General features: G+C 69.6%; 17 protein-coding genes. 13 read left to right on the plus strand and 4 right to left on the minus strand.

Going from position 1 to position 18,679, the window contains the following annotated elements:
* Position 1: 1 nt before the first annotated feature.
* Both AB0L97_RS24540 and AB0L97_RS24545 read right to left on the minus strand, forming a co-directional pair.
* Complete coding sequence (locus AB0L97_RS24540; protein ID WP_356965336.1) at positions 2 to 889, minus strand: ABC transporter permease; 888 nt, start codon at positions 887 to 889, stop codon at positions 2 to 4.
* Positions 879 to 1,685: an ABC transporter ATP-binding protein gene (locus AB0L97_RS24545; protein WP_364433483.1), complete on the minus strand. Its 807-nt coding sequence runs from the start codon at positions 1,683 to 1,685 to the stop codon at positions 879 to 881. The genes AB0L97_RS24540 and AB0L97_RS24545 overlap by 11 nt, the downstream gene beginning before the upstream one ends.
* Positions 1,686 to 1,840: 155 nt before the next feature.
* Here AB0L97_RS24545 and AB0L97_RS24550 point away from each other — a divergent pair, with 155 nt between their 5' ends.
* The 7 genes from AB0L97_RS24550 to AB0L97_RS24580 all read left to right on the plus strand — a co-directional run bounded on the left by AB0L97_RS24550 (position 1,841) and on the right by AB0L97_RS24580 (position 10,382).
* Positions 1,841 to 3,532 (plus strand): sensor histidine kinase, encoded by a 1,692-nt coding sequence (locus AB0L97_RS24550; RefSeq protein WP_364433486.1) that lies wholly within the window; start codon positions 1,841 to 1,843, stop codon positions 3,530 to 3,532.
* Positions 3,514 to 4,173, plus strand: a complete 660-nt coding sequence (locus tag AB0L97_RS24555) for a response regulator (RefSeq protein WP_364433489.1) — start codon at positions 3,514 to 3,516, stop codon at positions 4,171 to 4,173. The genes AB0L97_RS24550 and AB0L97_RS24555 overlap by 19 nt, the downstream gene beginning before the upstream one ends.
* 365 nt (positions 4,174 to 4,538) lie before the next feature.
* The gene (locus tag AB0L97_RS24560; protein ID WP_364433492.1) at positions 4,539 to 5,591 is read left to right on the plus strand and encodes a Gfo/Idh/MocA family oxidoreductase; all 1,053 of its coding nucleotides are present in this window, start codon (positions 4,539 to 4,541) and stop codon (positions 5,589 to 5,591) included.
* A gap of 85 nt (positions 5,592 to 5,676) precedes the next feature.
* A complete protein-coding gene (locus AB0L97_RS24565) occupies positions 5,677 to 6,567 on the plus strand; it encodes a bile acid:sodium symporter family protein (protein ID WP_364433495.1) in 891 nt (296 codons plus the stop codon).
* 85 nt (positions 6,568 to 6,652) lie between these two features.
* Positions 6,653 to 8,365 (plus strand): protein kinase, encoded by a 1,713-nt coding sequence (locus AB0L97_RS24570; protein ID WP_364433498.1) that lies wholly within the window; start codon positions 6,653 to 6,655, stop codon positions 8,363 to 8,365.
* Positions 8,366 to 8,517: 152 nt separating this feature from the next.
* Positions 8,518 to 9,312, plus strand: coding sequence for a M50 family metallopeptidase (locus AB0L97_RS24575; RefSeq protein WP_355076378.1), 795 nt, complete (start codon positions 8,518 to 8,520; stop codon positions 9,310 to 9,312).
* A 146-nt stretch (positions 9,313 to 9,458) separates the two neighbouring features.
* A complete protein-coding gene (locus AB0L97_RS24580; protein ID WP_364433502.1) occupies positions 9,459 to 10,382 on the plus strand; it encodes a DUF5995 family protein in 924 nt (307 codons plus the stop codon).
* Here the strand turns inward: AB0L97_RS24580 and AB0L97_RS24585 are convergent, their stop codons facing one another.
* The gene (locus AB0L97_RS24585) at positions 10,383 to 10,856 is read right to left on the minus strand and encodes a gluconokinase (RefSeq protein WP_364433505.1); all 474 of its coding nucleotides are present in this window, start codon (positions 10,854 to 10,856) and stop codon (positions 10,383 to 10,385) included.
* Between the two features lie 355 nt (positions 10,857 to 11,211).
* On the opposite strand from AB0L97_RS24585, the gene AB0L97_RS24590 reads away from it, so the two are divergent.
* Together AB0L97_RS24590 and AB0L97_RS24595 are read left to right on the plus strand one after the other, a co-directional pair.
* The gene (locus tag AB0L97_RS24590; protein ID WP_364433508.1) at positions 11,212 to 12,375 is read left to right on the plus strand and encodes a helix-turn-helix domain-containing protein; all 1,164 of its coding nucleotides are present in this window, start codon (positions 11,212 to 11,214) and stop codon (positions 12,373 to 12,375) included.
* An 82-nt stretch (positions 12,376 to 12,457) separates the two neighbouring features.
* Positions 12,458 to 13,381 (plus strand): LLM class F420-dependent oxidoreductase, encoded by a 924-nt coding sequence (locus AB0L97_RS24595; RefSeq protein ID WP_355076384.1) that lies wholly within the window; start codon positions 12,458 to 12,460, stop codon positions 13,379 to 13,381.
* Positions 13,382 to 13,384: 3 nt separating this feature from the next.
* On the opposite strand, the gene AB0L97_RS24600 is transcribed toward AB0L97_RS24595, so the two are convergent.
* Positions 13,385 to 15,418: a CocE/NonD family hydrolase gene (locus AB0L97_RS24600; protein WP_364433512.1), complete on the minus strand. Its 2,034-nt coding sequence runs from the start codon at positions 15,416 to 15,418 to the stop codon at positions 13,385 to 13,387.
* Positions 15,419 to 15,603: 185 nt separating this feature from the next.
* Between AB0L97_RS24600 and AB0L97_RS24605 the strand changes: the two genes are divergently transcribed.
* From AB0L97_RS24605 to AB0L97_RS24620, 4 genes are all read left to right on the plus strand, one after another.
* Positions 15,604 to 16,500 carry a dienelactone hydrolase family protein gene (locus AB0L97_RS24605; protein WP_364433515.1) on the plus strand — a complete coding sequence of 299 codons (897 nt, stop codon included), beginning with the start codon at positions 15,604 to 15,606 and terminating at the stop codon, positions 16,498 to 16,500.
* Positions 16,501 to 16,613: 113 nt separating this feature from the next.
* On the plus strand, positions 16,614 to 17,723 hold the full coding sequence (locus AB0L97_RS24610; protein WP_355076389.1) for a PQQ-dependent sugar dehydrogenase: 1,110 nt from the start codon (positions 16,614 to 16,616) through the stop codon (positions 17,721 to 17,723).
* Positions 17,724 to 17,804: 81 nt separating this feature from the next.
* Positions 17,805 to 18,251: a MarR family transcriptional regulator gene (locus AB0L97_RS24615; RefSeq protein WP_355076391.1), complete on the plus strand. Its 447-nt coding sequence runs from the start codon at positions 17,805 to 17,807 to the stop codon at positions 18,249 to 18,251.
* Between the two features lie 2 nt (positions 18,252 to 18,253).
* Positions 18,254 to 18,676 (plus strand): organic hydroperoxide resistance protein, encoded by a 423-nt coding sequence (locus AB0L97_RS24620; RefSeq protein ID WP_355076393.1) that lies wholly within the window; start codon positions 18,254 to 18,256, stop codon positions 18,674 to 18,676.
* Positions 18,677 to 18,679: the final 3 nt, after the last annotated feature.

An 18,679-nucleotide genomic window follows, 5' to 3' on the forward strand; every position in this document is an offset into this window, starting at 1 on the left:
GTCAGATCCCGTGGTTCGAGGTCGCCTGCGATGGCCGCCATTTCAGCAACCGGTTCTCCGCCATGCCGATCCCCCACTCGGCGATCAGCGCGGCCACGGTGACGATGATCATGCCCGCGTAGATGCCCGCCGAGTCGAAGGTGCCCTGCGCGTTGCTGATCAGCAGACCCAGGCCCTTGCTCGCGCCCGCGTACTCGCCCACCACCGCGCCGATCAGCGCGAAACCGAAGGCGGTGTGCAGGCTGGAGAGGATCCAAGTGGTCGCGCTCGGCAGCACGATCGACACCAGCACTTGCCTGCGGCTCGCGCCCAGGATACGGGCGTTGTCGATCACATTGCCGTCCACTTCCCGCGCACCGGTGAACGCGTTGAAGAACACCGCGAAGAACACCAGCACCACCACGGTCGCGACCTTCGAACTCAGGCCGAGACCGAACCAGATGATGAACAGCGACGCCAGCACGATGCGCGGAACCGCGTTGAGCGCCTTGATGAACGGCGCGAGCACCTCGGCCCAGTACCGGCTGCGGCCGAGCAGCACGCCCAGCACGACGCCGGCCACCGTGCCGATCACGAAACCGAGCACGGCCTCCTGCACGGTGGTGTAGATCTGCAGCCAGATCGAGCCGAATTGCGTCCCCTCGGTGAACCATTCGACCAACCGTGCCCAGATCAGCGACGGCTTCGAGTAGAAGAACGGATCGATCCACACCGTGGCGGTGAGCTCCCACGCACCCAGCCACAGCGCTACCAGCGCGACGCGTAGGCCCCAAGTCCGGATCCGGGCGCGCCGCGCGGCGGTACGCACCCGGGCCAGGATCTGTGCCTCGGTCTCGTTCTCCACCGCGGGCTCGTCGACGGCGTCCTGCACCAGCACGTCATGCGACACGGGAGGCTCCCTTCGCCCGAGCGGCCTCGACCTGATCGCGCAGCGTCTCCCAGATCTCCTTGTAGATGTCGCGGAACTCGGCGGTCAGCCGCACCTCCTCGACACTGCGCGGCCGTGTCAGGCCCACCGTGAAGTCTCCGCAGACGGTGGCCGGGCTCGCGGTCATCACGACCACCCGGTCGGCGAGCACGATCGCCTCCTCCAGATCGTGGGTGACGAAGACGACCGCCGCGTTGGTGCCCGCCCAGACGCGCAGCAATTCGTCCTGCATGAGCTGCCGGGTCTGCACGTCCAGCGCGCTGAACGGCTCGTCCATCAGCAGGATCTCCGGCTCGTTGACCAGTGTCTGTGCCAGCGCCACGCGCTTGCGCATGCCGCCGGACAACTGGTGCGGGTAGTAGCTCTCGAACCCGGCCAGACCGACCTTGCGCACCCATCCGGACGCCTTCGCCCGCGCCTCGGCCTTCGACGCGCCGCGCAGGCGCGGGCCGAGCGCGACGTTGTCCAGCACGCTCTTCCACGGCAGCACCGCGTCCTGCTGGAACATGTAGCCGATGCCTTCTGGGATGCCGTCGACGTCCTTGCCGCGCACCAGCGTTCGCCCGGCCGAGGCCGGTTCCAGCCCGGATACCAGCGACAACGTGGTGGACTTGCCGCATCCGGTGGGGCCGACGACGGCGACGAATTCGCCGGGGCGCACCGTGAGGTTCAGATTGCGCACGGCGGTGTGGATGCCACCGCCGGTGCCGGGGAAACGCTTGGTCGCGTTCCGCAGCTCGATGAGGGATTGCGTCATTGCTTCCTACTTCTGCGAGATCGGGTAGGGCGAACGTACGTGGCCCCGGTCACACGCCGGAGCTTGTGCGCACAACCGCCACAAACGCGGGATATGCGGGTTTTGCGCATTCTGCTCATGCGCGGTGCGCGGTGGTCTGCGCCTATGCTGCGGCCATGGCCACTGAGGGCGCGCGGGCCGTGCGGTTGCGGACCCAGGTTCTGCTGTCGCAGATCCTGGTCGTCGCGCTGACGCTCGGTGTCGCGTTCGCGGTGTTCGGCTATCTCAGTGATCAGCGGCTGCGCGACGCCTACGGTCAGCGCGCGCTTGCCGTCGCGCGCACCGTCGCCGCCGACCCGGTGGTGCGCGCCGAGGTGGCCAGGTACGCGCCGGGCGCGGTCGATCCGGGCGTGCGCCAGGAGCTGGCCACCGGCCCGCTGGAGCGGCTCGCGGTGGACGCGACCCAGCGCAACAACGCCCTGTTCGTGGTGATCACCGATGACGCGGGCATCCGCCTGGCGCATCCGGACGCCGCACGGCTCGCCGAGCACGTCAGCACCGATCCATCCGAGGCGCTCGCGGGCCGCGAGTCGATCACCGAGGAACGCGGCACGCTCGGCGACTCGGTGCGCGCGAAGGTCCCCGTCACGGCGCCCGGCTCCAATCGTGTGGTCGGCGCGGTCAGCGTCGGCATCGCCACCGACGCGGTGCACGAGCAACTGCTCGGCGACCTGCGCACAGCGGGCGGCCTGGTCGCGGTGGCGCTCGCGGTCGGCATCGCCGGATCGATCCTGCTCGCCCGCCGCTGGCGCGGGCTGACGCTCGGGCTGGAACCCGACGAGCTGGCCGAACTGGTCCGGGGGCAGGCCGCGGTACTGCACGGCATCGGCGGCGGCGTGCTCGCTGTCGACGCGTCGTGGCGCACGACCTTCGTCAGCGACGAGGCGGCCAGGCTGCTCGGCATCGCGCCGGACATCGGGCGCCCGGTCGACGAGATCGGGCTCACCCCGCGAGTGCTGGAGGTGTTCCGCGACCTCGATCGGCAACCCGCCTCGGCGACGGTCGGTGCGAACGTCGTCATCGTCTCGGCGCGGCGAGTCAGCCGGGACGGCCGTGATCTCGGCGCGGTGCTTACCGTGCGCGACCGCACCGACGTGGAATCGCTGACCAGGCAGCTGGACGCGGTGCAGTCGATGAGCACGGTGCTGCGCGCCCAGCGCCACGAGTTCTCCAACAAGATGCACCTGGTCAGCGGGCTGCTGCACAGCGGGCATGTCGAGGAGGCCGCGCGGTCGGTCGACGAGCTGATCGGGGCGGGTCCGCTCGGTCCGGCGACGCCGGGCATCGATGCCATCCACGACACGTATCTACAGGCCTTCCTGGCCGCCAAGGCCGCGCACGCCAGGGAGAACGGGGTGGAACTCGTGCTCGGGCCCAACACCTGGGTCGAGGGCGATCTCGCCGATCCGGTGGACGTGACCACCGTGCTCGGCAATCTGCTGGACAACGCCATGGAGGCCGTGCGCGCTCGGGAGCGACCGGTGCGGCAGGTGCGGCAGGTGGAAGTGGAACTGGTGCAAGAGGATTCGACGCTGCACATCACCGTCGCCGACAGCGGCGACGGTGTCGCGCCCGACCTGGTGGACACGCTGTTCACCGAAGGGATCTCGACCCGCGACGACCTCGGCGTCCCCGGTGGGCGCGGGGTGGGCCTCGCCCTGATCCGCCAGATCGTCCGCGCCCACGGCGGCGAGGTGCGCCTGTCGAGTCCCGGCGGCGGCGAGCCGCCACTGACCGGCGCGGAGTTCATCGCACGCATCCCCGGGGTGCTCGCGCAGAGCGAGGTGTCATGGCCCCGCCGTCCCTGACCGTCCTGATCGTCGACGACGACTTCCGGGTGGCGAATCTGCACGCCGGGATCGTGCAGGCGATCCCGGGTTTCACGGTGGCGGGCACCGCCAATACCCTCGCCGCCGCGCGGGAACTCGTCGCGGCGCGGCCGATCGACCTGGCGCTGGTGGACGTCTACCTGCCCGACGGATCCGGTATCGATTTCGTCCGCGAGCTGCGCTGCGACGCCATGGTGCTCACCGCGTCGACCGAGAGCGAGTCGGTGCGCGCCGCCGTCGCGGCAGGTGCGGTGTCCTACCTCGTCAAGCCCTTCCCGCATACCGAACTCGCCGCCTACGCCCGCTACCGGCGCATTCTCGCCGTGCCACAGGTCGACAACGCCCGGGTCGCCGCGGCGCTGCACGCGCTGCGTCCTTCGGTCACCGCGAGCCCGGCGGCGACCGTGGCCTCTCCCACCAAAGACGCTGTCCTGCAAGCAATTCTCGATGCGGGCACGCCCCTGTCCGCAGGAGAGGTAGCGAGCGCCATCGGCATCTCCAGGGCCACCGCCCAGCGCTATCTCGCCGCACTCGTCGCCGGCGGCGCGGTGCGCATGAGCCTGCGCTACGGCAGCACCGGGCGGCCCGAACAGGAGTACTCCGCCGCGCCGCCGCATTGAGCCGACCGCGCGGGGCGGGAAGAACCGGCCCGCGCGCGGCCGGTCCGGCGGGTCGTCCCGAACCTCGCGCAGTGTCCACCGGCCACCATCGCCGCACGCGCCAGAACGTCGCAGGTCGACAGCCGGACCATCGGCGGCCGACATCCGCTCGACCGGCGCACGACGCGGCACCTACACGGCCGGGCCGATGCGTCTCCGTCTGCCGGACATACGATCCGATCGTCACCGGACCACCGGTTGCGGCAGCACAAGAGCGAACGGTCCGATCCACTTCGGTGGCACGCCGCTCGAGGTGGCGCTCCTCGGCCGACCAGCGCCTACGTGGTGAAGCCTGATGCGGTCTTCAGCGGCGGTAGCGTCGGGGTATGAGCATCATCGAGGTCGCCGTTGTCGGCTACGGCCTGGCCGGGTCGGTTTTTCACGCTCCGCTGATCGCCGCGCAACCGCGGATGCGGGTCGCTGCCGTGGTGACCTCCTCGGAGGAGCGTGCCGAGCGGGCGCGCGCCGAACACCCCGGTGTGCGTGTGGTGCCGCACGCAGAGGAGTTGTTCGCCACGCCGGACGGCATCGATCTGGCTGTGATCGCGACACCGAACCAGACGCACGCGCCGCTGGCCGGGCAGGCGCTGGAGGCCGGGCTGCCCGTCGTGGTCGACAAGCCGTTCGCGGTCGCGGTGGACGACGCCGAAGATCTCGTCCGGCGCGCGGAGCGGTCCGGCCTCGCGTTGTCGGTCTTCCAGAACCGGCGCTGGGACGGCGACTTCCGGACGGTGCGTGAACTCGTCGAGACCGGAAGACTGGGCCGGGTGCGGCGTTTCGAGTCCCGGTTCGAACGGTGGCGTCCGGTGCCGAAGGGCGGCTGGCGGGAGGTCGGCACGGACGAGGAGGGCGCGGGCATCCTGCTCGACCTCGGCAGCCACTTGGTGGACCAAGCCGTGACCCTGTTCGGCCCGGTGGCTTCGGTGTACTGCGAGCTGGACCGGCGGCGGGAAGGGATCACCACCGACGACGACGCGTTCGTCGCGCTCACCCACACCGGCGGTGTCCGCTCCCACCTCTGGATGAGCGCCGTCGCCGCGCAACTCGGCCCGCGTTTCCGGGTGCTCGGATCGGAAGCCGGGTATGTGACCTACGGGCTGGACCCGCAGGAGGAAGCACTCCGATCCGGTCGCCGCCCGGGAAACGATTCCCCTTGGGGCACAGTCGATGCCGAGCGCTGGGGCGTGCTGGGCGCGGAACCGGACTTCGCCCCTGTGCCGACCGCACCCGGCGCATACCCCGATTTCTACTCCGCCATGGCCGCCGCGCTGCTCGACGGCGCTCCGGTGCCCGTCGACCCGCGCGACGCCGTCACCACCCTGCGCCTGCTGACGAAAGCACGCGAGTCGGCGGCGCTGGGTGTGACCGTCACCGCTTGATCGGGGCTGGCCACCTTCGCCGCGACTCGATAACGTCGGTCCCCGGGATCGGCCGGTCCGGGCCGCCCTGTGAGAGGAGACCCGAATGGGTACAACGGTTTTCGCCGTGCTGCTGCCGTTGGCGCTGGCCTTGGTGATGTTCGGGCTCGGATTGACCTTGACGACCGACGATTTCGCGCGCGTGCTGCGGTATCCGAAAGCGGCGGTGATCGCGCTGGCGTGCCAGATGGTCCTGCTGCCCGCGGTGTGCCTCGGCCTGATCCGCCTGTTCGGACTGGAAGGCGCGCTCGCGGCGGGCATGCTGCTGCTCGCGGCGTCGCCGGGCGGAGCGTCGGCCAACCTGTTCAGTCACGTCGCCGGGGGGAACGTGGCGCTGAACATCACACTCACCGCGATCAATTCGGTGCTCGCGGTATTCACCCTGCCCGTGGTAGTGGCGCTGTCCTACGCCTTGTTCCTGGACGGCGAGGGTTCGGTCGGACTGCGGCCGGACAAATTCGCGCAGGTCTTCGCCATCGTGCTGGTGCCGGTCGCGATCGGCATGGTGGTGCACCGGCGGTTCCCGGAGTGGTCGCGGCGGATGCGCGGTGCGGTCAAGATCCTGTCCGTCGTGGTCCTCGCGCTGGTGATCGCGGCCGGAGTGGGCTCGAACCTGGACATCCTGACCGAGCACATCGGAGAGCTGTCCGCGATCTGCCTGACCTTCGCCGTGATCAGTCTGGCCGTGGGCTATTTCCTGCCCCGGCTGTTGCGGGTGGAAGCCGATCAGGCGATCGCCTCGGCCATGGAGATCGGCGTGCACAACGCGGCGCTCGCGATCGCCGTCGCCGCTTCGGTATTGGACAACGACACCATGGCCGTTCCGGGCGCGGTGTACGGGGTTCTGATGAACATCCCGGCGGCGATCGCCGCGTATCTGCTGGCCAGGCGGGCGCGACGAGAGCAGCCCGCGCCCGCGCCGAGCATGGCGGGTTAGCCCGGGCAGTTCGCCGCGCGGACATGGGCGGTCCCGGTGGGTAGCCTCTCGGAGGGTCGACGCCACGAAGGGAGCCAGCTGCGCGATGCAACCGCTCGGCACGAACGATCCGGCCCGGATCGGGGACTATCGCCTGCTCGGCGTCCTCGGTGCTGGTGGCATGGGCCGGGTCTACCTCGGCCGGAACCCAGGAGGGCGCACCGTCGCGGTCAAAGTCATCCGCCCGGACATGATCGACGCCGAATTCCGGCAGCGCTTCCGGCGCGAGGTGGCCGCCGCGCGCCGGGTCGGCGGACAGTTCACCGCGCCGGTGCTCGACGCGGACGTCGACGCCGATCCCCCGTGGCTGGCCACCGGTTACGTGGCGGGATTCTCGCTGGCCGACGCGGTCGACCGGTACGGACCGTTCACCGAGAACGCGCTGCTCGTGCTGGCGCACGGGCTGATCGAGGCAGTGACCGCCGTCCACCGGGCCGGTGTGGTGCACCGCGACCTCAAACCGTCCAACGTTCTGCTGGCCCTCGACGGTCCCAAGGTGATCGATTTCGGCATCGCCCGCGCCGTCGACGACAGCAAGCTCACCACGACCGGAAAAGTCATCGGCTCACCGGGATTCATGTGCCCGGAGCAGGTGACCGGCGATCCGGTCGGCCCACCCGCGGACGTCTTCGCGCTGGGCGGCGTCCTGGTGTTCGCGGCGACCGGCCACGGACCGTTCGGCGTCGGCGAGACGGTGCAGATGCTGTGGCGGGTGGTGTACGAGCAGCCGCAGCTGGATGACGTGCCGGAGCGGCTGCGCCCGCTGGTGGCCGCCTGCCTGATCAAGGACGCCGCGGCTCGCCCGACTCCGGACGAGCTGTTCGCCCAGCTCACCGCACTGGGCATCCCCGACCGCGGCGGCTGGCTGCCCGCGCCGGTGCTCGAGGAGGTCGGCCGACGCGCGGTCGAGCTATTGGACCTGGACTCCGGCGCATTCGACCGCAGCCAGTTCTCCGCGCCCACGGATCGGGCGCGTACGGCCGACACCGTGGTCCGCCCCGCGCCACCTACCGATCCGCGGTACGCGCAGGGCGATCCCGGACGGTCGGCACACAGACCGACGCACTATCCCGGCTCGTCGCAGGCGGCCGCCACGTCCATGGGGCAACGGATTCAACCACCCGCGCAATACGATTCGCCCGGTGGTCCGGTCACCACCCCGGCACCTCGCGCACACAGTCCGAACCGCGTCCTGCTGGTCGCGGGAGCCCTCGTCGTCGGCATCGCGGTCGCCGTGGCGGCGTTCGTGGTCGGCGCGCAACTACGGCGCGATACCGCGAACTCGATCGCGCGGACCGCGACGCCGACCGACAGTGATTCTCCGACGTCCACCACCCGAGCCGGCGGCGACGCTCCGACGGCTACCGCCACGCAAGCCGGTGACGGGACGCCGACCAGCGCAGGCCCGTCGGGCACAAGCGTTCCGAACGCACTTGTCGGCGAATGGCAGGGTGTCGCGCGGGACATTCTGGGCAGCTACGACATCGTCGTGCGGATCAATCCTGGGAACGTCGGCGAGCAGGTCGGAGAATCGACCAATACCGGCAGATTCGCGCATCTGCAATGCGGCCGGTCCGAAACGCTCACGTCCGCAACGGCCAACGGTGTGGTGCTGACCGCCAGACTCACCAAGGATCCCGGCGGCTGCAACGATGACGGCGCGACGTCCCGGTTGGAGTTGCGACCTGACGGGACGCTCTCGTACCGAACCCAGGGTGTGGCAGGGGATATGACCGGCACCCTCAATCGCACCGGCTGAACGGCGCGGGCGACTGATTCAGGGGCGACGAGCGGCGCACCGGCCCTCCACGAGAGGACGCGGCGAGGCGAGCCGCACGCGTTCGGCTCCGACGTCCCAGCGTCGAACCCATGCCCCGAGCGCTGTCGTCCGCGGGCGGTTAAGGTGCGGCGGTGGAAAGAGCGGAATTCTTCGAGCGCGGCGCTTCCATCGCCGATCGTCTGACGACGACGCAAGCGCAGCCGCCGTGGTGGCTGGTGGTGGCGGCCGCGGTGGCGGCGCTCGTGCTGGTGGGTTACACCCCGATCTGGCGGTTGACCCGCAATATCGTCACCATCGCGCACGAAGGCGGGCACGCCCTGGTCGCCCTGCTGACCGGCCGCAAGCTCAACAGCATCCGACTGCATTCCGACACTTCGGGGCTCACCGTGTCGAGCGGGAAACCCTACGGCCTCGGGATGATCCTCACCACCATGGCCGGTTACCCCGCACCGCCGCTGCTCGGTCTCGGATTCGCCGCGCTGCTGGGCGCGAGCCGGATCACGCTGATGCTCTGGACCGCCATCGTTCTGCTCGCCGCGCTGCTGATCAAGATCAGGAACGTCTACGGCGCCATCACCGTGCTCGGCCTCGGCGCGGTGGTCTTCGTGGTCTCCTGGTTCGGCACCGACACGCTGCAAGCGGGGTTCGCCTACCTGGGGGCCTGGTTCCTGCTGTTCGCCGGGGCACGGCCCGTGCTGGAGCTGCAACGAAGCCGCTCCCGGCAGCAACGTGCCCGCTATCACGAGGTCGACTCCGACGCCGATCAACTCGCCAGGCTCACCCGGCTGCCCGGCCTGCTGTGGGTTTTCGTGTTCGGCGCGATCGCCGTGGGTGCGTTGTCGCTCGGCGCGTGGCTGCTCGTCTCCGCCATCGCCGAAGTCTGCCTGCCGGGCGCGCCCTCCGGGTCCTGCTTCGCCGCTCACTGATCGCGGCGCTGCGCGGTCCGGTCGGCTCGGTTAGGCTTCGAACTCGCCCTGTGCCAACGCCTTACCTACGGCGATGGCGCATCGCCGATGCGCACCCGCTTCGGCCGTCCGACGCAAGTTCGCGATTCACGACCTCCGGAGCCAGCATGTCGAGCCTCCTCGCGCGCACACCGATCAGCACTGCGCGACAACGATTTCCGATACTGGCCATGGCCGTCACCGCGCTGCTCGCCACGATTGCGCTCCATCCGGCCACAGGCCTCGCCGCGACGGCCGACACCGCCTGCGGCACACCGTTGACACCAGAGGAGACAGCCGCGATCGCGCGGCTGTCCGATACCGAGGCACCGGCTGGTTCCTCGTTGTGGCAGCTGGAGCAGGCCATCGACCGCCACCGGCAGATCACCGAAATCCTGGTCCGCCACCGCGACCTGCGCGGTGTGTTCGCCTTGGGGCTCGACGCGGTCGAGCAGGCCGCCGTCCTGCCGCTCCAGCGCGATCCCGCGTCGTTCGACGACCCCGAATGGGCGCACCGGATCAGTCTCGAGCTGCTGTCGCGTTTCCTGCGCGCGTTGCACGCGGAATTCACCGGCGCACCCGCCGAACCGCACTGGGCGCACTACTTCGAGCTGACCCGTCGCTGCGAGTTGCCCCCGGCCCGAGTGGCGATGGCCGGTTACGACGCGCATCTGACCGTCGACCTGTCCTATTCCGTCGCGGCGGTCGGCGGCACCGCCGCCAACGCGCGCGACTATTTCCGCATCGTCGACTCGATCGCCCAGCAGGGCGCGCTGATCGTCGACGAGACCAAGGCGTTCTACGGCGGTGACCTGGGACCGCTGTGGCGCTTCTACTTCGTCGGGGAGGGCTTGGACGCGGTGCTCGGCCGAGGCGTGGCGACCGGTCCGTTGCTCCGGCTGGCCGACGCGGGCGCCAACGTCGTCATCTTCGCGAACGGGATCGCCTTGCAGGACCCGGCGGCGGCACCCGCCGTCACCGCCGAGATCGACGCTTTGTGGCGCGGGCTCGATCTCGGTTTCGATCTCCTGTCCGGCCTAGGCGGCCTCTGACTACCTCTTCAGCGCCGCCACGGCGTCCCGGATCACATCCTCGCGCGGTCGTGTCGCGTCGAGGGTGTCGCCGCGCTCGTCGGCCGCGAGCCGCTCCAGCGTGGCCAGCTGGGAATCCAGCAGGCTCGGTGGCATGAAGTGCCCACCGCGGCCCGCCATACGGCGCTCGAGTTCCTGCCGTGGCACGTCCAGATGCAGGAAGAACGCGTGGGGGGCCGAGACGCGAAGCCGGTCGCGATAGATCCGTTTCAGCGCGGAACACGTGACGACTGCTCCCTTCCCTGATCGCCCGGCCATCCAGGCGGCCAAGGCATCGAGCCAGGGTGCGCGGTCGGCATCGTCCAGCGGCGTCCCCGCCGCCATTTTCGCGACGTTCGCGGGCGGGTGGAAATCGTCGCCGTCGGCGTACTCGACCCCCAATATGTCGGCCAAGCGGGTACCGACCGTCGTCTTTCCCGAACCCGACACCCCCATCACAACAATCATCGGCACATCGCGCACTCGAACCTTCTTCCCTGATGGTGACGGATCTTCGTGCGGCATTGTCATCCGCAACAACGTAGCGGCTGATTGCTTCGTCGGCCCGTGCAGTGACGATTCGCGCCGCCGCCGATACATTTCAAGGACCGAGACCGTGCGATGTCACGAACTTCCGTGAATTCGAATTCTGCTTCGTATCACGCCATTTCGTGAAACGTGCGGACGACTGGATGGGAAGTACCGAATGTTTGCGACGACGCAAGGCACCGGCCTGGTCCGACATCCGAACCGCGACCGCGCGCTCGACCCACGGATGGTCGGCGGCGGAGGCGGTCGCTGAGGGACCGGCATGCCACCCACACGCGGCACCGCCGAGCCCGTCCCGGCCACCGAACACATCGTGCGACACCTGCTCGGCATCATTCCCCGCCGGCACGTCGAACAGGGGAATCTGCTGCGGGAGGAGATCCGCGCCACCGTCGCCCACTGCCTCGACCTGGCCACTTCCCTCGCCCCCGCACAACCGGCCCGCACGGTCCGCATCTTCGCGGCCGCCACCCGGTGGGCGGGCGTCGGGGTGCGCATGGACACCGTCCAGCACCTGGTCCACGAAGGTTTCCGCCTGTATCTCGACGAGTACCTGCGTGATTCGAACACGCCGCGGCACAACGACATACGCAGGCTCTTCGACGCCCTCCACGCGGTCACCACGACCGTCTCGCTCGCCTACCTGTCCGTCGCCCCCGCCGACGAGCAGACCGCTCCGCACGCCGTCGCCGCCGCACTGCTGCGCGGGCACCACCCTGCGAAGGTCTACCGGGAGTACGGCATTCCGGTCGCCGACCGTTACACCGTGCTCGCCGTGGCGGTCGACCGGCCCACCGAGGAGAATCCCGGCCGCCCCGCGGAAGGGCACAGCATCCGGCAACGCATGCAACTCTGCCTCGCGGTGCACTGCGGCAGGCACGTGCCCAGCCTGCTCAGCGCGATCGGCGGAACGATCCTGGTACCGGCGGCGCCGGTCGCCGCGGACCGCCTCACCGACTTGGTCGCCGCGCTGGCCGCGGTGGTGCCCGCGCCGCTCACCGCCGCCGCCATCGCCGCCGAGGCCGAGCAGATTCCCGGCGCCGCCGACCAGGCGCACGAACTGCTCGACATGGTTCGTCGCCTGCAGAGCCCACCCGGCCTGTATCGCTTCGAGGATCTGGCCCTCGAATACCAGCTCACCCGGCCGGGCCCGGGACGCGACCGGCTGGCCGCCCTGCTCGATCCGCTGGAGGGGCATCCGGAGTTGGTCGAAACCCTGCGCGAACACATCCGCAACGACTTCAACCGCAGGCGCACCTCCCGGACGATGTATCTGCACCCGAACACCGTCGACCATCGGCTCAAGCGCATCGGCCGCCTCACCGGCTTGGACACCGCCGTTCCGCACGCGCTCTACCGATTGCGCGCCGCGCTCATCGCACGGACCTACACGCAACCGCCGGGGCCCGAACGGTCCGCGCGATGATCTCTCAGCGACCGCATCACCGGGCCGACCGCGCCGCGAACGCCCCGATTCGGATTCCGGCCGACCGACTAGGGTCATCGACATGGAACTACGCATCTTCACCGAGCCGCAGCAGGGTGCGAGCTACGACACCCTGCTCACCGTCGCCAAGGCCACCGAGGACCTGGGCTTCGACGCGTTCTTCCGCTCCGACCACTACCTGAGCATGGGCGGCGCCGACGGGCTGCCCGGCCCCACCGACGCCTGGATCACGCTTGCCGGTCTGGCCAGGGAGACCAAGCGGATCCGGCTGGGCACACTGGTCACCGCCGCCACCTTCCGGCTGCCTGGCCCGCTGGCGATCCAAGTGGCGCAGGTGGACCAAATGTCCGGCGGCCGAGTCGAATTCGGTTTGGGCAGCGGCTGGTTCGCCGAGGAGCACGCCGCGTACGGCATCCCGTTCCCCGCCGACAAGTTCGCCCGGCTGGAAGAACAGCTGGCCATCATCACCGGGCTCTGGGCGACCAAACCCGGCGACACCTTCAGCTATGACGGAAAGCACTTCCAGCTCACCGACTCCCCCGCCCTGCCCAAGCCGGTGCAGGACCCGATCCCGGTGGTGATCGGCGGGCAAGGCGCCACCCGCACCCCGCGGCTGGCCGCGCAATACGCCTCCGAGTTCAACATGCCGTTCTCCTCCATCGAGGACAGCACGCGGCAGTTCGACCGGGTGCGCGCCGCCGCCGAGGCATACGGCCGCGCCGCCGACGACCTGGTCTACTCCAACGCGCTGGTGGCCTGCGTGGGCGCGAACGACGCCGACGTGGCGCGCCGGGCCGAGGCGATCGGCCGCGAGGTGGACGAGCTGAAGACCAACGGCTTGGCCGGCTCACCCGCCGAGGTGGTGGACAAGATCGGCCGGTACGCCGAGATCGGCACCAGCCGCATCTACTTGCAGGTACTGGACCTGAGCGATCTCGAGCACCTCGAGCTGATCTCCGCGCAGGTGCAGTCGCAGTTGTCGTAGCGCTCAGTCCAGCGGACGGTTGGTCGGCACCACGACGAAGCTCGGCGCCGACGGGTCGAGCTTCAGGTGTTGCGGCTTCAGCTCGGTGTTGTTGAGCATCGGCCGGAAGGCCAGCGCCTTCGGCGAGTTACCCGCGAAGACGTCGATCCGCAGCCGGTGGCCGGGTTGCAGCACCGCTTGGGTGGGAATCACCGCGATGTCCAGCGCCACCGGCTCACCGGGCACGACCGGCCGCACGCTGTCCAAGGTGATCGGATTGAACGGTTCGGTCAGGTCGCCGGTCGGTGTGCGGCTGCTCTTCTGCTCGTCGACGGCGCGCAGCGATGCGGTCAGCTGCCCGGTGGACAGCACCTTCGAGCTCCCGTCGGGCGCGACGTCGTTCATGGTGACGCTCCAGTAGCCGTCGGTGGCGTCGTGCACCGCGTTCAGATGCACGTTCACCGGCCCCGAGATGACGGTGGGCTCGGTCGTCGGCGCGCTGGTGAAGGTCAGCGCGTTGCGCTCGGCGATGCGTGAGTCCTTCGCGCACACGTCCAGCACCGCCGCCATCCCGGCCGAGCCCTGCGCGGTATCGCGGGAACACGCCGAGGCGACGCCCGGCGCCACCGTCAGCGTCTGCCGTTCGCCGGGAGCCGTCATCGTCAACGATCCGTCGTACACGGCCTTTCCGGCGGTGCCGCTCGGCTCGGCCGACAGATACACGCGGCGGTGGTTCAGATCTTTCTGCGGGAACTGGCCGAGGGAGATCCAGCCGCCGCCTTGTTCCCACACGGTGATCGGCCCGAAATCGCCCAAGCCGTGGTCGGTGTCCTTCAACCACTTGTCGAACCAGATGCGCTGCAACACGTCCAGCCGCGGCGGCGCCCCCGGAATACCGGTTCCCGCACCGGGATTCGCGTGATAGGTGTCGCCGACGACCAATTGTTTCTGTCCCGCGGGCAGCGGAATCGCGTTGTACAGCTTCGTCGCGCTGTTGGCGAAGATGTCGTGCCAGCCGCCGTAGACGAAGGTGGGCACCGTGATGCGCTCGGGATGACCCTCGATGCCGCGCCGGAAATAACTGTTCTCGTCCAGCGCGTCGGCCAGCGCGGGCGGCACGTGATCGAGCGACGGTGTTAGCAGCGCCTGGGCCAGCAGGTCCACGTTGCTGGCCGGATCGGACATCCGTTCCTGCAGCCACCCCCAGTCGAAGGTGCCCTTCAACATCGACTGCACGTCGGGAATCAGCTTCAGCTGGTTGACCGTGCTGAGCCACATCGGAAGGAACGTCGTCCCCACGCCGCCGCCCGGCGCGACGACGTCGCGCATGAGGTCGCTGCCCGGCTCCACCGGGAAGATCGCCCGCAACGGCGCGGGGGCGTTCTCGGCGGCGCGCAGCTGGTTGATTCCCGAATAGGAGCCGCCGCTCATCCCGACCCGGCCGTTCGACCAAGGCTGGGCCGCCGCCCACTCGATCACCTCGCGGGTGTCGAGCTGTTCCCGCTCGCCGAGGGTGTCCCATGCTCCCTGGGAGAAACCAGTACCTCGCACGTCGGCGACGACCTGCGTGTATCCGGCGCGGATCAGATCGCGATCCAGACCGAGCACCGTCTGCACGGTGCCGCCGTCGACCGCGTGCAGCAGATCGCCGAAACCACTGACCGGCGTGCGTGACAGATTCACGCGATTGACCAGCCGCACGGTCAACGGCTGCAACCCGGGCACCGCGAGCGCCGTGTCGATCAGGTTGGTCATGAGCTTGGTGTACGGCGTGAGATTGACGATGGTCGGCAGCGGCTGCCGCTCTACCTCGCCGCCCTCCTTCACCGGCCGGTAGACGTTGGCCTTCAACACGACACCGTCGCTCATCCGGATCGGCACATCCCAGTCGATGTGCACGTCGGCATACGGCTGGGGACCGTCGTGTAACGCCGTCCACCGCACACTGTGGGCATCGACCGACGGCTCCGCGGCCGCGGGCACCGACACGAATCCCATGGTCGCCGTTACCGCGACCATGGCCATCGTCCGGATCGCCCTGATCGTCGTTCGTCTCACGCCACGCCCCGCTGCCATCTCGCTCCCTCGACCGGTGTGCGGACCGACCATCGATCGCCCGATTGGGCGACAACGTAGCAATCTTCCGGCGAATAACGCGGGAGGTGCGGTCGGGCCGGTTTGTCGCGAGCGAACAGACGGTGAATGCCGCGTCGCCACCGACGATGCGGCTTAGGGTGGGACACATGACGCCGCTGCAGCGCTACATCGCGGAGGAGATCGCGGCCGATCACGCCGACGGGCTGCTCACCCGGCGAGAGGCGGTGCGCAGGCTGGGGCTGCTCGGGCTCGGCGCCACGGCCGCCGCCACCCTGCTGGCCGCCTGCTCGAACCCCGACACCGGTATCACCGATTACTCACCCTCGCCCACGTCGCCCCCGACGCCACCGGGATCCGCCACCGCTCTTCCGACGAGCGCCGTCACCTTCGCCGGTCCCCGCGGGACGCTGCAAGCCGCGTGGGCGGCGGCGCCGCAACCACGGGGCGGTGTGCTGGTGGTCCACGAGAACAAAGGTCTCACCGACCACATCCGTTCGGTGACAGGGCGTTTCGCGGGGGCCGGATATTCCGCGCTCGCGGTCGACCTGCTGTCCGCACGAGGCGGAACCGCGACGTTCGCCGATCCCGCCGAGGCGACCGCCGAGCTGAGCCGGATCCCGCAGGACCAGCTCGTCGCCGACTTGCGCGCCGGACTGGACGAACTGCAGCGGCGGGTCGAGGAAAAGAAGCTCGGCGCCACCGGTTTCTGCTTCGGCGGCGGCCTGACCTGGTTGCTGCTGGCCTCGGGCCCGTCTCAGTTGGCCGCGGCGACACCGTTCTACGGGCCGTTCCCGGACAACGGCGATCTGACCGCGTCGAAAGCCGCGGTGCTCGGCATCTACGCGGCGGCCGACGCCCGCGTGAACGCCTCCCGGGCCGCCGCGGAAGCGGCACTGGCCCGTTCGGGCAACCCGCATCAGATCTTCACCGCCCCCGATGCCGACCACGCCTTCTTCAACGACACCGGTCAGCGGTACAACGCGACGGCCGCCACCGAGGCTTGGCGGCGCGTATTGGACTGGTACGGAACGTATCTCGGCTGATGCGAACCGGATCGGGCCGTTCTCTCGGCGTCCGGAGCCTCTTCACAGGCCCGGATTCCGACCGGCGGTTCCGCTGGTCCGCCCGGCACGCGCACGCTTGCGACAGGAGGCTTGTGGCACCGAGACGGTGCCATACCCGCACGACCATCGCCGCACTCCTGCTCGGCGCGGCGCTGACTGCCTGCGGAAACGACAGCTCGACCGCACCGAGGAGCACGCCTCCGGCGACGCGCACCGCCGCGCCGAGCAATCCCGCCGGACGACCCGACCTCGACGCCGCCGAGGAAATCGCCGGTAACCTCGACGTGCCGTGGGGGCTGGCCTTCCTGCCCGACGGCGCGGCGCTGGTCGCCGAGCGGGACTCCGGACGGATCCTGCGTATCGGTACCGGCAGTGCGCCGCAACAGGTGTATCAGGTGCCCGGCGTGACCGCCCGGGGCGAAGGCGGACTGCTGGGGCTCGCCGTCGCGCCGGACTACGCCGAAAGTCGTTATGTCTATGCCTATTTCACCGCCGATACGGACAACCGGATCGTCCGGTTCCGGCTCGACGGCCCACCGGAGGTGCTGGTGGCCGGGATCGCGAAGGCCGGGAATCACAACGGCGGGCGAATCGCGTTCGGGCCGGACGGCATGCTCTACGCCGGGACCGGCGACGCCGGGCAATCAGGACGATCGCAGGATCCGGCGAATCTCAACGGGAAGATCCTCCGTGTGACGCCCGAAGGCCGCCCGGCTCCGGGCAATCCGTATCCGGGCTCGCCGGTCTACAGTCTCGGCCACCGCAACGTGCAGGGTCTGGCATGGGACCGCGACGGGCGATTGTTCGCGGCGGAATTCGGGCAAGACCGGTTCGACGAGATCAATCTGATCGAGCCCGGCCACAACTACGGCTGGCCCGAGGTCGAGGGGTCGGGTGGCGCCGACCGCGGCTTCACCGATCCGCTGCTGACCTGGACCACCGCGGAAGCCTCACCGTCGGGGATCGCCATCGCCGGGGACACCCTGTACGTCGCCGCGCTGCGCGGCCGTCGGCTGTGGACCGTGCCGCTCGCGGACGGCCGCACCGGTGCACCCCGTGCCGAATTGCGCGACCGGTACGGCCGGTTGCGCACGGTGGCGGTCGCGCCGGACGGAGCGTTGTGGCTCACCACCTCCAACACCGACGGTCGGGGCGAACCGGTCAGCGGTGACGACCGCGCCCTTCGCTTCCCGGCCCGCTGAGCTTCGCCGACGGTCGCGGTGTGACGAGCACCACGGACACTTATGTTGTGCACAACCGAATTGCTCACTACATTATTGCTCATGACCGATCACCTCACCCTCGACGAGCAGCTCTGCTTCCCGCTCTACGCGGCGTCCCGGGCGATGACCGCGGTCTACCGCCCGAAGCTGGAACGGCTCGGGCTCACCTACCCGCAGTACCTGGTGATGCTCGCGCTGTGGGAGCGCGACGAACGCAGCGTCGGCGACGTCTGCCATGCGCTCGACCTGGATTCCGGCACGCTTTCCCCGCTGCTCAAGCGGCTGGAGGCCGGGGGCCTAGTGGAGCGGCGGCGGTCGGCGTCCGACGAACGCCGCGTCGACATCCGGCTCACCGACCGAGGACGCGCCCTGCGCGCCGAGGCGGGCGACATCCCGGCCCAGATGGGCGAGGCCAGCGGCTTGTCCATGGACGACATCGCCGCATTGCGCGACATCCTGCGCCGACTGACCGATTCGCTGAAATCTCAGCTGAACGAAGGAGAATAGACATGCCGATCCTCTACACCGCCGAGGCCCTGGCCAGCGGCGACGGACGCAACGGCCGCGCACGCACCACCGACGGCAAGCTCGACCTGAATCTGTCGGCTCCCAAGGAACTGGGCGGCGACGGCGAAGGCACCAATCCCGAGCAGCTGTTCGCGGCCGGGTACGCGGCCTGCTTCCATTCGGCGCTGCGCCTGGTCGGCAAGCAGGTGAAGGCGAACATCGACGACTCCGCGGTCGGCGCCAAGGTCGGGATCGGGCCGAACGACGCGGGCGGCTTCGGCCTTGCGGTTACCCTGGAGGTATCGCTCCCCCATCTGTCCAGGGAGGACGCGCAAGCGCTCGCTGACAAAGCACACCAGGTCTGCCCGTATTCCAACGCGACCCGCGGCAACATCGACGTCCAGGTCCTCGTAGCCGAGGACTGATCG

The organism is Nocardia sp. NPDC051911, assembly GCF_040681035.1.
Classification (GTDB): domain Bacteria; phylum Actinomycetota; class Actinomycetes; order Mycobacteriales; family Mycobacteriaceae; genus Nocardia; species Nocardia sichangensis.

Excerpts from the sequence above, each read along its gene's own strand:
- AB0L97_RS24550 (WP_364433486.1), top strand. The coding sequence starts at position 1,841 with ATGGCCACTGAGGGCGCGCGGGCCGTGCGGTTGCGGACCCAGGTTCTG.
- AB0L97_RS24590 (WP_364433508.1), top strand. The coding sequence starts at position 11,212 with ATGCCACCCACACGCGGCACCGCCGAGCCCGTCCCGGCCACCGAACAC.
- AB0L97_RS24570 (WP_364433498.1), top strand. The coding sequence starts at position 6,653 with ATGCAACCGCTCGGCACGAACGATCCGGCCCGGATCGGGGACTATCGC.
- AB0L97_RS24605 (WP_364433515.1), top strand. The coding sequence starts at position 15,604 with ATGACGCCGCTGCAGCGCTACATCGCGGAGGAGATCGCGGCCGATCAC.
- AB0L97_RS24595 (WP_355076384.1), top strand. The coding sequence starts at position 12,458 with ATGGAACTACGCATCTTCACCGAGCCGCAGCAGGGTGCGAGCTACGAC.
- AB0L97_RS24565 (WP_364433495.1), top strand. The coding sequence starts at position 5,677 with ATGGGTACAACGGTTTTCGCCGTGCTGCTGCCGTTGGCGCTGGCCTTG.
- AB0L97_RS24620 (WP_355076393.1), top strand. The coding sequence starts at position 18,254 with ATGCCGATCCTCTACACCGCCGAGGCCCTGGCCAGCGGCGACGGACGC.
- AB0L97_RS24585 (WP_364433505.1), bottom strand. The coding sequence starts at position 10,856 with ATGGGGGTGTCGGGTTCGGGAAAGACGACGGTCGGTACCCGCTTGGCC.
- AB0L97_RS24545 (WP_364433483.1), bottom strand. The coding sequence starts at position 1,685 with ATGACGCAATCCCTCATCGAGCTGCGGAACGCGACCAAGCGTTTCCCC.
- AB0L97_RS24555 (WP_364433489.1), top strand. The coding sequence starts at position 3,514 with ATGGCCCCGCCGTCCCTGACCGTCCTGATCGTCGACGACGACTTCCGG.
- AB0L97_RS24615 (WP_355076391.1), top strand. The coding sequence starts at position 17,805 with ATGACCGATCACCTCACCCTCGACGAGCAGCTCTGCTTCCCGCTCTAC.
- AB0L97_RS24560 (WP_364433492.1), top strand. The coding sequence starts at position 4,539 with ATGAGCATCATCGAGGTCGCCGTTGTCGGCTACGGCCTGGCCGGGTCG.
- AB0L97_RS24580 (WP_364433502.1), top strand. The coding sequence starts at position 9,459 with ATGTCGAGCCTCCTCGCGCGCACACCGATCAGCACTGCGCGACAACGA.